This window comes from Sorangium sp. So ce834 (genome assembly GCF_051521425.1).
Taxonomy (GTDB): domain Bacteria; phylum Myxococcota_A; class Polyangia; order Polyangiales; family Polyangiaceae; genus Sorangium; species Sorangium cellulosum_D.
In genome coordinates this window covers 3,902,256-3,914,872 of record NZ_CP150351.1, presented here as the reverse complement: position 1 = coordinate 3,914,872, position 12,617 = coordinate 3,902,256, and the positions used below count along the sequence as shown (strand labels likewise).

At 73.3% G+C, this 12,617-nt stretch carries 10 protein-coding genes; 5 read left to right on the top strand and 5 right to left on the bottom strand.

The window, feature by feature from the left end; genetic code table 11:
* Position 1: 1 nt before the first annotated feature.
* Complete coding sequence (locus tag WMF20_RS14285; RefSeq protein WP_129574866.1) at positions 2-1,081, top strand: hypothetical protein; 1,080 nt, start codon at positions 2-4, stop codon at positions 1,079-1,081.
* A 9-nt stretch (positions 1,082-1,090) separates the two neighbouring features.
* On the opposite strand, the gene WMF20_RS14280 is transcribed toward WMF20_RS14285, so the two are convergent.
* Positions 1,091-1,906 (bottom strand): uracil phosphoribosyltransferase, encoded by an 816-nt coding sequence (locus WMF20_RS14280; protein WP_437614027.1) that lies wholly within the window; start codon positions 1,904-1,906, stop codon positions 1,091-1,093.
* Between the two features lie 240 nt (positions 1,907-2,146).
* Between WMF20_RS14280 and WMF20_RS14275 the strand changes: the two genes are divergently transcribed.
* The gene (locus WMF20_RS14275) at positions 2,147-2,638 is read left to right on the top strand and encodes an SMI1/KNR4 family protein (protein ID WP_020734930.1); all 492 of its coding nucleotides are present in this window, start codon (positions 2,147-2,149) and stop codon (positions 2,636-2,638) included.
* A gap of 54 nt (positions 2,639-2,692) precedes the next feature.
* Positions 2,693-4,612 (top strand): protein kinase domain-containing protein, encoded by a 1,920-nt coding sequence (locus tag WMF20_RS14270; RefSeq protein WP_437614025.1) that lies wholly within the window; start codon positions 2,693-2,695, stop codon positions 4,610-4,612.
* Positions 4,613-4,618: 6 nt separating this feature from the next.
* Here WMF20_RS14270 and WMF20_RS14265 read toward each other — a convergent pair whose 3' ends face one another.
* Positions 4,619-5,611: a hypothetical protein gene (locus WMF20_RS14265; RefSeq protein WP_129574864.1), complete on the bottom strand. Its 993-nt coding sequence runs from the start codon at positions 5,609-5,611 to the stop codon at positions 4,619-4,621.
* Positions 5,612-5,851: 240 nt separating this feature from the next.
* Between WMF20_RS14265 and hisD the strand changes: the two genes are divergently transcribed.
* Positions 5,852-7,234 carry a histidinol dehydrogenase gene (gene hisD / locus WMF20_RS14260; RefSeq protein ID WP_437614024.1) on the top strand — a complete coding sequence of 461 codons (1,383 nt, stop codon included), beginning with the start codon at positions 5,852-5,854 and terminating at the stop codon, positions 7,232-7,234.
* 250 nt (positions 7,235-7,484) lie between these two features.
* Here hisD and WMF20_RS14255 read toward each other — a convergent pair whose 3' ends face one another.
* On the bottom strand, positions 7,485-8,414 hold the full coding sequence (locus WMF20_RS14255) for a DUF4388 domain-containing protein (protein ID WP_129574862.1): 930 nt from the start codon (positions 8,412-8,414) through the stop codon (positions 7,485-7,487).
* 355 nt (positions 8,415-8,769) lie between these two features.
* Here WMF20_RS14255 and WMF20_RS14250 point away from each other — a divergent pair, with 355 nt between their 5' ends.
* Positions 8,770-9,852 carry an L-erythro-3,5-diaminohexanoate dehydrogenase gene (locus WMF20_RS14250; RefSeq protein ID WP_437614023.1) on the top strand — a complete coding sequence of 361 codons (1,083 nt, stop codon included), beginning with the start codon at positions 8,770-8,772 and terminating at the stop codon, positions 9,850-9,852.
* 48 nt (positions 9,853-9,900) lie between these two features.
* Here WMF20_RS14250 and WMF20_RS14245 read toward each other — a convergent pair whose 3' ends face one another.
* Both WMF20_RS14245 and WMF20_RS14240 read right to left on the bottom strand, forming a co-directional pair.
* Positions 9,901-12,123 (bottom strand): ATP-binding protein, encoded by a 2,223-nt coding sequence (locus WMF20_RS14245; RefSeq protein ID WP_437614022.1) that lies wholly within the window; start codon positions 12,121-12,123, stop codon positions 9,901-9,903.
* Between the two features lie 115 nt (positions 12,124-12,238).
* Complete coding sequence (locus WMF20_RS14240; RefSeq protein WP_437614021.1) at positions 12,239-12,616, bottom strand: hypothetical protein; 378 nt, start codon at positions 12,614-12,616, stop codon at positions 12,239-12,241.
* Position 12,617 lies beyond the last annotated feature (1 nt).

Genomic DNA, 12,617 nt, shown 5'->3' with positions numbered 1-12,617 from the left:
GGTGAGCGGCGAGGAGCGAACGCAAGGGCCCCGAACTCCGGCGAACGCAGCGGCGCCTGCGGGGCGCGCGCCGTTCATCGCGCGGTGGGATCTCGACAAGACCTACCTCCGGACGGACTTCGACACGCTGCGCGATCTCGTGCGGACCGCGATCGAGCGGCCCGATCAGAAGCGCACCGTGCCGGGCGCCGGGTCGCTCCTGCGCGAGCTCGGCCGCGCGGGCGTCGAGACGCACATCCTCTCGGGCAGCCCGGAGCAGCTCCGCTCCCGCATCGAGCAGAAGCTGCGGCTCGACGGCGCGCGCTGGGCGTCGCTCACGCTGAAGCCCAACCTGCAGAACATCCTGCGGCTGCGCTTCCGCGCCCTGCGCGGCCAGCTCGGCTACAAGCTGCCCGCGCTGCTCCAGCGGCGCTGCGAGCTCCCGAGCCAGCGCGACCCGAGCGGCGCGCTGATCCGCGAGGTGCTCCTCGGCGACGACGCCGAGGCCGACGCGTTCGTCTACTCGCTGTACGCCGACGTCTGCGAGGGGCGGGTCACCCCGCTGGAGCTCGGCGAGGTGATGCGGCTCGGCCACGCCTATGACGACACCATCCTCGACGCGATCCGGTTCGCGAGCTACGTCGAGAAGGGCCCCGTCGTCGAGCGCATCCTGATCCACCTCGATCGGCAGTCATCTCCCTCGGATTTCCGGATCTTCGGCGACCGGGTCGTCCCCTTCTACAACTACCTGCAGGCGGCCTTCGTGCTCCACGAGGACGGCCGGATCGCCGCGCACGCCGTGCTCCGCGTCGCGCAGGACCTGGTCGTCGCGCACAACTTCGACAGCGTCGCGCTCGCGCGGAGCTACGTCGACCTGTCCCGCCGCGGGCACGTCTCGGGCAAGGGCATCGCGTCGCTCGAGGCCGCCTACGGCGAGCTCGCGCAGCGCAGGGCCGCGGGCGCGAGCGACCTCGGCGCGATGATCGCGGAGCTCACGCGGCTCTGCAGCGATCTGCGCCCCGCCGTGAGCCGGCCGCACGCGGCCATCGACTACCGCGCGCTCGCGGCCGGCCACAACCGCCGCTCGAAGCGCGGCCGCTGACCGCTCGCTTCACACCCAGGCGTTGTTGAGGATCTCACCGACGCCGCCGGCGCCCGGGACGATGTACTGGATGGCGTTCAGGCCGCGCTCCTCGTCCCAGTGCGTGCCCGGCTCGGTCTTGAGGACGCGCGCCGGCGAGAGGCCGCGATCGAGCCGGAGCGCGTAGATGATGGCGTCCGGGTGGGCCTCGGTGACGCGGCGGATGTACTCGGGCGTCACGATGAGGTGCATGGCGATGCACTTGGCCGGCCGCCCCTCGAGCGCGGTCTTGTAGTACGTCATGGCGCTGACCATCGACGTGCCGGTGGCGCCCATCGGATCGGGGAAGAGCACGTGGCGCCCCTCGACGTCGCGCCCGATCTTGGCGTCGTGCCAGGTGGCGCCGACCACCTCGCCGAGCTCGTTCGTCTGCCGGCTCATGAACAGGTGGTCCTGCCGCACCAGCGCCGGGTCGAGGACCTCGTTCATGAGCTCGTAGACGACCTGGGAGGGCATCGTCCCGGCGCGCGCGATGCCCACGGTGACGACCTTTGTCGCGCGGGACAGCGCGGTGCCGCGATAGACGGCCTCCGGGTGGGACGAGATCATCCGGGTCGGGACGTCGACGCGGGTGCGCTCCAGCTCGGCGGCGAGGACGGCGCGCGCCAGGGTCTGGTAGAGGAACCCGACGAGGCGCCCCACGTCGGGCTGAACGGTCTCCGGGGAGCAGGCGCGGGCCAGCAGAGTCCACGCGAGCGGGTCGTCGAGGAGGTGCACGCCCGGACCGTATCGGTGCGCAATTTCCGGGGGCCGGAATCGGCTCTCAGCGTACGCAACGTCGACCATCGTTTTTCTGTTACACTACCTGGCCCGGCGCGGGGTATTCCTCCGGGTGCGCGCCGGTGCTCTCCCCGGGAGCGAAGCGGTTTTCGAAGCGATGAGGGCGCCCGCCCAGCGGGCTGTCCGGTGGACTTGCAAAGGAAGGGATGTTCGGTGGATAGCGACCTTGCCGAGTCGGTTACGGCGCTCAAGGATGCCTTTGCCCGAAGAGGTATCCCTGCGAGGTTCGGAAAGGCGGCTCCAGCGGTGGTGGAAGAGCTGCGCAGGACGCTGCGGGTGCCCGCCAGGTACCGCGCTTTCCTGCAGGAGGCCGACCCGCTCGACGTCGAGACGGTGACGCCGGTCGAGCGCGTACGCCTCATCCCCTCGGAGAAGCTCGCGGCCGAGCAGCAGGCGAACGGCGGCGACAGCTCCCTCCCAGGCTGGCGCAAGAGCTGGATCCTCATCGCGCGCAGCGCGCTCCTGGGAGACCCTTACTTCCTCGACATCTCGAAGCTCGACGCCGAGGGAGACTGTCCCGTGTTCACCTGCATGACGGGGACCGACTCGCTCAAGCCGGAGCTCTGCGCGTCGAGCTTCCAGCAGTTCCTTCGCATCCTCGCGACCTCGATGGAGGTCGCGTCCGGCTTCGGCGAGAGCGGCCTCGACGACGACGACGAGGCCATCTTCCGCGAGGCGCTGGCGCCGAAGATCAAGACGATCGACTCCGCGGCCCTCCGCGCGGGTCACTGGACGTGACGCAGCGCCCGCGGCGCGCCGCGCGCGGCCGCCGCGGGTCGAGCTGACCGCGCCATGGCCAGGTGCCCGGTTTGCAACGCAGAGGCCCCGGGCTCTGCGCGGTTCTGTGTGGCGTGCGGCGCGCCGATCGCCGCGAGGGACGCCGTCGCCGCCCCTTCGGCACCTCCTCCGCCCGGCCCGCGGGCGACCGTCCCCGGGAAGCCGCTGCTGGAGGCGCTGCTGCCCGAGGATCCGTCGCGCCGGGTCAGCGCGCCGGCCTTCGGGGCCGGCGGCGCGAACGGGCCCGCGGCGGCGCCGCACGTCATCCCCGCGCCGCTGGCGGGCTCGCTCCCGCGGCGCTCGCCGGGGGGCCACCTGCCGGCGGGGACGCTCGTCGATCAGAAGTACGTGGTCGAGCGGGTGCTCGGCGAGGGCGGCATGGGCGTCGTCTACCTCGCCCGGGACGTCCACACCGGCCTGCACGTCGTCCTGAAGGCGGTGCGGCAGGAGCTCGGGCATCGGCCCGACGTGCGCGCGCGGACGCTCGCCGAGGGACGCGCGCTCGCGCAGATCGATCATCCGAACGTCGTCCACCTGAAGGCGGTGGTCGCGGAGCGGGACGAGCTCTGGCTCGTCATGCAGTACATCGACGGCGAGAGCCTCGAGCAGGCGCTCGCCAGGTACGCCGACGAGCGCCGGCCGATGCCGCTGCCCGAGGCGCTCTCGATCTTCCGGCAGATCGCCTCCGGCATCGCCGCCGCGCACCGCGAGGGGGTGATCCACCGCGATCTCAAGCCGGCCAACGTCCTCCTCCGCGGCAAGGACGGCGTCGCGAAGGTCACCGACTTCGGCATCGCGAAGGCCGAGGCGGACGCGCTCGCGGGGCGCGGGATGACCAAGGGGATCATCGGCTCGCTCTATTACATGTCGCCGGAGCAGGTCCTCGGGCGCCGCGATCTCGACAAGCGGGTGGACATCTACGCGCTCGGCGTCGTGCTCTACGAGATGCTGGTCGGGCGGGTGCCGTTCGACGCCGAGAGCGACGTCGAGATCATGCGGCAGCACGCGGAGGCGCCGCTCCCCAGGGTCAGCGCCGTGCGCCGCGACGTCCCTCCGGAGCTCGACGCGTTCCTCCAGAAGGCGTGCGCCAAGGACAGGGCGGATCGCTTCGCCAGCTGCGAGGAGATGCTCGCGGCGCTCGACGTGATCGCCCGCCCTCCGGCGCCCGCGACCTCGGCGCCGCTCGGCGCGTCGAGCCGCCCGCCGCCGCCCGCCGTCACGACGGTCGACGAGGTCCGCGACGCGGCGCGCTCGCCGGGCGGCGCGGCGCTGGCGAGCCGGCCGGCCCCGCCGCAGCGCGCGCGCGGCTCGTGGCTCGCGATCGGCGCCGGGGCGCTCGTGATGTTCGGCGGGGCTGCGGCGCTGCTCGCGCTGGGCGTGCTCGACAGGCCGCGCGACGTCCGCCGGAGGGGCGCCTCGGCGCAACCGCGCCCGACGGCCAGCGCGAGCAGCGCCGCCCCGGACGCGGGCGTGGAGCCGACGCACACGTCGCCGCTCGCCGGCCTGACGGGCCTGTGGGTCGGCAACGGGCGCGAGCTCGAGGCCGTGCTGGCCGGCGAGGCGCTCGAGTTCCGGGTCCGCCGCCCGGAGCAGTTCGCCCCGCAGGACTACGAGGAGGGCGAGGCCCGCTTCTCGCTGCGCGAGATCCCCGGCGAGAGCGGCGTGTTCGCCGTGGAGGACCGGCTCCGCTTCATCGCGCCCGAGTCGCGCCAGTTCGACCCGGCCCGCTCGCGCGGCACCTGCCAGGACGTCCGCAGCGACGTGGACGGCCGCCCCCTGCGCGCGAGCTTCGACGGCGCGCGCCTGAGCGTCGAGTTCGCGAAGATCGAGCCGACCACGAGCAACTTCGTCATCGAGCGCAACAAGGTCGTGAGCTGCGTCGGCCTCAGCGCCCTCCCCGCCACGCGCGTCGTGAGCACGCTGTCGAGGATGTGAGCCCGCTCAGAGCCCGCCGACGGCCGGTACTGGCTGCGGCTTTCCGGCGTGGATGACCGCGCAGCGGACGGTGGTGGACGACGTCGGCGCGCTCGCCCGCCCGCCCCCGAGGACGAGCGTGCCGAAGACGTCGCGCGCCGCCGCGTCGACCTCCGCGGCGCCGCGCGGCGGAACCGGGTTCCCGCTCGCGTCGAACACCGTCACGGCCTGCACGACGCCGCGGGCGATCTCGCTGTCCGGGAAGGACATCATCACCGTGATGCGGACGTAGGCCGACGCCCCCTCGACGATCCCGAAGCTGTGCGGCTTCTTCGCGAACGATCCGCAGAACCCGCTCGTGCCCATGCCGCCGTTCGGGCCGTAGTTCGCCGACGCCCACTGCCCGACGTTGACCGTGAGCCCGCTGTCGCCCGAGCCCTGCGCGTACTGGACGCACTGGGCGAGCGCGGGATCCCACATCGCGCCCGTCGGGCACTGCCCCACCTTGGCGCAGGCCTGGCCGGTCCAGACCTCGTCGCGCGCGCAGGTCTGCGAGAGCGGGACGCACGCGGCGGTCGGGCCGTCGACGATGAGCTGCTGGCCGGGCGGGCATCCGAGCTTCTGCCCGGCGCCGATGGCGACCCCGGCGTTCGTCGCCACCTGCTCGCGCGACACGCAGAGGCCCGTGCTCTGGTCGATCTCGTCGCCCGGCCGGCAGCGGTCGGGGGCGCACCCGCCGGCCTCGTAGTGGCGCCCCACGCCGCAGTAGGCGTTCGCCGCTTGAGGCGTGAGGCACTGGCCCGCGATCGAGAGGTAGCCCTTGAGGCAGCGGCAGCGGTTCTGCTTTGTGTCGAAGCCAGCCCCGTCGCTGCACGACGAGATCGAGCAGCGGCAGCTGCTGCCCTGGCAGATCTTGAGGAAGCAGGAGTTCTCCGGGCACCCGACGAGGACCAGAGGCGCGAGCGCGAGCAGCGCGATCGAGAGCGCGGCGGGGGCGAGGCCGAACGAGCCGGACCGCATGGGGCGACCCTACTCGATCCGCTCGGGCCGGCAAACTCGCGGAGCGACGCGCGCCCCGCGCGCAGCGCCGGGCGCGCCGCGCGCAGCGACGCGCGCCCCGCGCGCAGCGCCGGGCGCGCCGCGCCGCAGACGCAGCGCGCGGCCCGCCGTGCGCGGCCGACGTACCGGCGGCCGGGGTGCTGTGGTACGGGGTGTCGCCGTCCGCGCGGAGATCCCGCCGCGCCGGTCCACCATCAAGCCATGCTGCCCATCTACATCGAAGGTTCGCCTGAGTTCGAGTCCACCCTGTCTGCCCTGCGCACCCGCGGCACGGGCGATCTCGCGAACGTCACGCCGGCCGTGACCGAGATCATCGACAACGTGCGCCGCGGGGGTACGTCCGCCGTCCTCGGCTACATCGAGAAGTTCGAGCGGAGGACGTCGAAGGCGCTCGTCCGCCACGCGGGCCCCGAGGCGGAGGGCGGCTTCGGCGGAGCCGAGGCGCTCGCGCGGCTCCCGCAGGACGTCCGCGCCTCGCTCGAGACCGCGGCCGCGAGGATCGCGCGCTACCACGAGCGGCAGCGCGACGCAGGCGACCTCGGGCCCGCCGAGGCGGCGGCGAGCGGCCCCGCGCTGCAAGCCGGCTTCAGCTACGAGGACGAGGGCGTCCTCCTCGGCATGCGCGTGCGCCCCCTGCGCCGGGTCGGCGTCTACGCGCCGGGCGGCAAGGCCCGCTACCCGTCGAGCGTGCTGATGTCCGCCATCCCCGCCCGCATCGCCGGCGTGTCCGAGATCGTCCTCGCGAGCCCGTCGGCCGACGACGTCACGCTCGCGGCGGCGCACCTCTCCGGCGTGACGACCCTCCTCGACTCGGGTGGAGCGCAGGCGATCGCGGCCTTGGCCTACGGGCTCCCGGAGCTCGCGCCGGTCGACAAGATCGTGGGGCCCGGCAACGCCTACGTCGCCTGCGCGAAGAAGCTCGTCTTCGGCGACGTGTCGATCGACGGCATCGCCGGACCGAGCGAGATCCTGGTGCTCGCCGACGACGCCGCGGATCCGCGGCTCGTCGCGGCCGATCTGCTCTCGCAGGCCGAGCACGACGAGGCGTCCTACGCGCTCCTCGCGACGACCTCGGCCAAGCTGGCGGAGGCGGTCGCGCGCGAGCTCGACGCCGCGCTCCCCGAGCTCACGCGGCGCGCCATCGTGCAGGCGTCGCTCTCGACGCACGCCGCCGCGCTCGTCGTCGGCTCGCGCGCTCGCCTCGCCGAGGTCGCCGATCAGCTCGCGGTCGAGCACGTCGCGTTCCACGTCGCCGACGCCGAAGGGCTGTTCTCGGAGATCGGCACGCTCGGCGCCGCGCTCCTCGGCAGCCTCACCCCGGTGGCCGCGGGCGACTACCTCGCGGGGCCGTCGCACGTGCTCCCGACCGGGGGCTCGGCCCGCTTCGGGGCGCCGCTCGGCGTCTACGACTTCGTGACGCGCGCGAGCCTCATCCGGTACTCCGGCGCGGCGCTGCGGGCGCAGGGCCCGATCATCGAGAAGCTGGCGCTGGCGGAGGGCCTGCAGGCGCACGCCCGCGCCGTGTCGCTCCGCCTCTCGAGCACCGCGGCCGATCCGGCAGCGAAGCGCGCTCCGCAGTCCTGACGCCCCCGCGCCGCCGCCCCGCGCGCCGCGCCCTCGAGGGCGCGGCGCCGGGACGCGGCCCGGCGCGCTTCGAGCGCGGGCCCCGTCCTGCGTCTGTCCGCCCGCCCCCCTCGACCGCGGGCGCACGCTCGCCCGCGTCCCCTCGACCGCGGGCGCGCGCTCGCCCGCGGTCAGCCCGCGTAGGGCGGGCACACGCCGAGCGATCGAGCCGCGTCACGCGGCCTCGCGGCGACTCGCGCGTGGGCCCGGCTCACTCGACGCGGAGGTAGCCCGCGTTGATCATCTTCAGCACGGATTGCGCGGTCTCCAGATCCGTCGCGGGGCTCTTGTTGAGGACCATCGCGAGGTGCCCGTGGTTGTAGACGACCTGGAGGACGTCCAGATCGACGGGCGAGAGATCGCGGAGCAGCGGCTTGAGCGGCTGGGGGATGACCAGGCGCGCCGACAGATCCGGGAGCTGGTGGCGGATGTTGTTCAGCTCGTCGATCTGCCGGAGCCCCTCCATGAGGAGCTCCTGCACCGTCGCGCTGATCTCGCCGGTCATGACCCGCTCCTCGGCCGGCTCCAGGTCGAACGTCCCGCCGGCCCACGTGAGGATCCGGTAGACGCTCTTGAGCGGCGGGACGTCGGTCAGATCGTTGATCGTCGCAAAGGTCACGATGCCCTTGCGCAGGTAGATCTTGCCGACGTCGTCGTCGGAACGGACGACGAGGACTCCGCTCTTCTTCGATGTGCCGAAGAGCTGAAGCAGATCGGGGAGCGGGATCTCGTCGATCGACCCGGACATCGACCGGGTCTGACCGCTCCTGAGCGAGGGCTCGTCCATCCGGCGGCGCGCCGGGGGCGCGCTCGGATCCGTGGAGACGACCTTGAGGATGCTGGTGCCGATGAGCACCCGGTCACCCTCCTTCAGGGTCGTCTTCTTGATCTTCTCGCCGTTGACGAACGTGCCGTTCGTCGAGCCGAGATCCTCGATCACGATCTGCTGTTCGGTACAGGCAATCCGGGCGTGGCGCCGGGAGACCATGTCCTCGACGAGGACCATGTCGAGGTCGCTGGAGCGACCCACGACGATCTCCTGCTGCTCCCCGAGGGGAAATTCGCCGCCTTGGTACTTCCCGGAGATGAAGCGCAACGCCAGTTGCCGCGTTGCCGACACCTTGGGAGCGTGGTTATCCATCGCAGGGAGTAAAAACCTTCGAGCGCTACGCGAGCGCCAGCAGGGGGCAAAGTCTAGTTTCACCGAGCAAAGGTGGTCAAGAGATCCGGGCGGTTCTTTCAAATGAGTTGGCTCGTTCGTCCTGACGCAGCGCGCCGCGCCTCGCCCTCGCCCCTCGTCTCCCGTCCCCGACCGCCTCCCCAGCCTCTTCCTGACGCCGCCCTCCGCGCGGCGCAAGTGCGTCCAATCCGCGGGGAAAAGGCCGATCGGCGCCGACCGGGCGGCCGGCTCCGGGCCCTCTGGGCGAGAGGGCCGGGCCGCCTCAGCGAAGCGGACCGCCGCCGCTCGGCTCATTGCCCTTGCTTTCGGGCTCGGCATGTTGAACGGCCTCGGCGTGAGCTCCGAAGCGACGCAACGCACCCTCGCCGCAGGCGATCCGCTGGGCACGCACCGCGTGCTCGATCCACCGGGAGCCCTGCCGCAACCCGCAGAGCGGCTGGACGCTGACGCCTCGCGCAGCTTCGAGACCGAGATCGTCGTCGAGGTGCAGACGCTGAACATCGACGCCGCGAGCTTCCGCCAGATGGAAGAGGCCGCCGGCGGCAGCCCGGACGGCGTGGCGCGGCTCGTCCTCGAGACCGTCGCGCGCCGGGGCAAGCAGCACAACCCGGTCACCCGCTCGGGCGGCATGCTGCTCGGCGTCGTGCGCCGGGTCGGCTCGCTGGTGGAGCACCGCGGCGTCGCCGTCGGCGATCGCATCGCGACGCTCGCCTCGCTGTCGCTGACGCCGCTCTCGCTCCGCCGGATCGTCGCCGTGCGCCCCGCGTCCGCGCAGCTCGACGTCGAGGGCACCGCGATCGTCTTCGCGTCGGCGCCGCTCGCGCGGATGCCGACCGACATGCCCGAGCGGCTCGCCCTCGCGCTGCTCGACGTCGCGGGCGCGGCGCCCCAGGTGGCGCGCCTCGCCGGCCCGGGCGACAGCGTGGCGGTGCTCGGCGCGGGCGGGAAGTCGGGCCTCCTGTGCGCGGCCGAGGCGCGGCGGCGCGTCGGCCCCGGCGGGCGCGTGATCGGGGTCGAGGCGTCGGCCGAGTTCGCCGCCGACCTGCGCGCCCTCGGGCTCTGCGACCACGTCGCGGTCGCCGACGCGCGCGATCCCATCGCGGTGCGCGACGCCGTGCTGCCGCTCACGGGCGGCACGGGCGCCGACCTCACGCTCTCGTGCGTGAACGTCCCCGGGGTGGAGCTCAGCGCGATCGTCGCCACGCGCGACCGCGGCAAGGCGTACTTCTTCGCGATGAGCACGAGCTTCACCGCCGCCGCCCTCGGGGCCGAGGGGATCGGCAAGGACGTGGACCTCTACATCGGCAACGGCTACGCGCACGGCCACGCCGACCACACGCTCGCGCTCGTGCGCGAGCGCCCCGCGCTCGCGGCGCTCATGGCGTCGCGCTACGGCTGAGCGCGCGCTCGGCGGGAGCGCCGCGCCCTGCCGGGGGTCGCGGAGGCTTCAGCCGGGCCGCTCCTGAGGCGCCGGCTCGGCCGCCGGGAGCGCCGCCGGCGACGGCGCGGGCGGCGACGCGCCCAGCTTGTCGACGGCGGCCGGGAGGATCACCGCGAAGGTGCTCCCCTTCCCCTCGTACGAGCGGACCTCGATGCGGCCGCCGGCGCTCTGCGCGATGCGCTGGCTGATCGACAGCCCGAGCCCCGTCCCCTTGTCCTTCGTGGTGAAGAACGGCAGGAAGATGTTCGCGAGCACCTTCTGCGAGATCCCCGGGCCGTTGTCGGTGACGTTGAGCTCGACGAACGGCTCGTCCGAGCCGGAGCCGGGCCGCGTGCCGCGGCCGAAGCGGACGCGCGTGGAGATCACCACCTTGCCCCGGCCTTTCATGGCCTGGACCGCGTTGCGGAACAGGTTCATCAGCACCTGCCGCAGCTGCTCGGGATCGATGGCGACCCGGGGGAGATCGGGGTCCAGCGTGACCTCGACCTCGAGCTGGTCGTTCCTGCGCTCGATCGAGAGCACCTGGAGCGTGCGGCGCACGATCGCGTTCACGTCGGTCGGGACGACCGAGCCCTGCGCCGGCCGCGCGAGATCGAGCACCGAGCCCACGACGCGGTCGAGCCGATCGACCTCCTCGAGGATGATCCCGATGAACTCGCGCGACGCCGGATCGATCTCCGCCTCCGGCACGGGATCGGCGAGCAGCTGCGCCGCGCCCTTGATCGCGCCGAGCGGGTTCCTGATCTCGTGGGCGAGCCCGGCCGCCATCTGGCCGAGGAGCGCGAGCCGGTCTCGCTCCTTCATCTGCGCGTAGAGGCGCGAGTTCTCCAGGACGACGCCGATCTGCGCGGCGAGCGTCTCGAGCAGGGTGAGCTCCTCGGGCGAGAACGCGTCGCGCACGCGCGTGTCCGCCACGACGAGCAGCCCGATCGGCTCGCCCTGCTCGTCCCGCGCGCACAGCACCACGCCCGAGCAGAGGCTGCCGAGCACCTCGGCCGCCGCGAGCACCGCGTCCTCGGGGACCTGCGGCCGCACCTCGGTCCGCCGCGCGAAGTTGCCGTCGTCGGCCGCGTCGCTGCGGCTCCGGCGCGCCCGCCGCTCGCGCGCCTCGCGCTCGAGCTCCTCCATCGCGAGCGGCCCACGATCGAGGCGATCGAGCAGCGCCCGCGCCGTCGCCACCTCGATCCGCTCGGGGACGCGCGGCCCGAGCGACGCGAGCCGATCGAAGCCGGTCCCGTCCTGATCGCGCAGGTAGAGCGCCGCCGCCGTGACGCGGCGCGACTGCTCGAGCGCGCTCATCACGATCGCGCCCATCTCGTCCACCTCGAGCGTGTGCACGAGGCGCCGCCGGGCGTCCGCGAGCGAGCGATCGAGATCGAACCGCTCCCGCAAGAAGAGGCGCTGGAGCTGCTCCTCGACGCGCTCCCGCAGCGGATCGAAGAGCACCAGGATCACGATCGCGGCGAGCACCGCGTTCAGGTACATCGTGTTGAAGCCGCCGATGAACGTGAGCAGGAGATAGAAGATCAGCGCGATCAGGAACGCGACCGCCGTGGCGACCAGCAGGCGCGCGAGCATCTCGTAGGCGTCGAGGAGGCGCTCGTGCCGCAGGGCCTGGGCGAGCACGAACAGGAACACGATCGAGAGCGCGGCGCCGACGGGCGGCGGCTCCGCGCCGAGGAACCAGGCGAAGTCGGCGACGCTGGCGAGCGCGGCGAGCGCGCCGATCACCACGAGGAACCGCACGCGCCGCTGCGTCGCGCGCGAGGAGCTCTGCTTGCCGCGCTGGCCGAGCGTGTACAGCCCGGCGGTGAGCAGCGCGAAGACGTAGAGGAAGATGCAGCCGCGCGTGAGCCAGTCGAGCCACGAGCCCTGCTCCCGGCTCACCAGCACGAGGACGAACAGCGGGATGGCGAGCACCCCGGCGAACCGGAGCAGGCGCGAGCGGCGATCCCCGTCGTGGGGGATCATCGCCTCGAAGAGGTGCAGCGCGAACTGCGGGAGCAGCACGGCGAGGATCGCCGTGAAGCGCTCCCAGATGGAGGCCTGGAAGAAGCCGAAGAGCGACTGGGAGAGGTACCAGAGCCCGACGTCGGCGGCGAAGGCGGCGAAGAAGAGGTGCACGCGCCGGACACGCCCCCGCAGCAGCGTCGAGGCCGCGATGGCGAGGGCCAGGGCCCCGCAGACGAGGGTCGTCCGTGTGCGGAGATCGATCCCGAGCGGCGCCACGCGCGAAGGCTACCGCAGCGAGCCGCGCGGCAACCCCAAAACGAGCCGGGGCGCTAGTGGACCAGCGCGCTAGGGCGTCGCGCGCGGCCGCACAGGCCCGGCGGCGGCCTGCGGCTCAGCGCGTCCCGTCGCCGTCGCTGCTGCCCTGAGGGTGCCAGGGGAGCGGCTCCGGCATCTGCTTGTCCTGCGATCGCACGTACGTCCGCGTCCTCGATCCCTCATCGCCGCCGGCCGGAGGCGAGGCCTCGCGCAGCCGGAGCCGCGGCAGCGCCGCGCGTTCGGCGGCGGGGGCGGCGACGTCGCGCTTGATGTCGTCGCCGCCTGTGTCCGAGACGAGCGCCTCGTCGGAGCTCGTCGGCTCGAGCTCGCTCCACGCGTCGTCTGCCTGCTCGTCGCGCTCCCCGGGCGCGAACGCGCACCCCGCGAGCAGCGCAGGGGCCGACAGCGCAAGCGCGAGGCCCCCGGACAGCCAACCCCTCCTGCAACGTCGCATC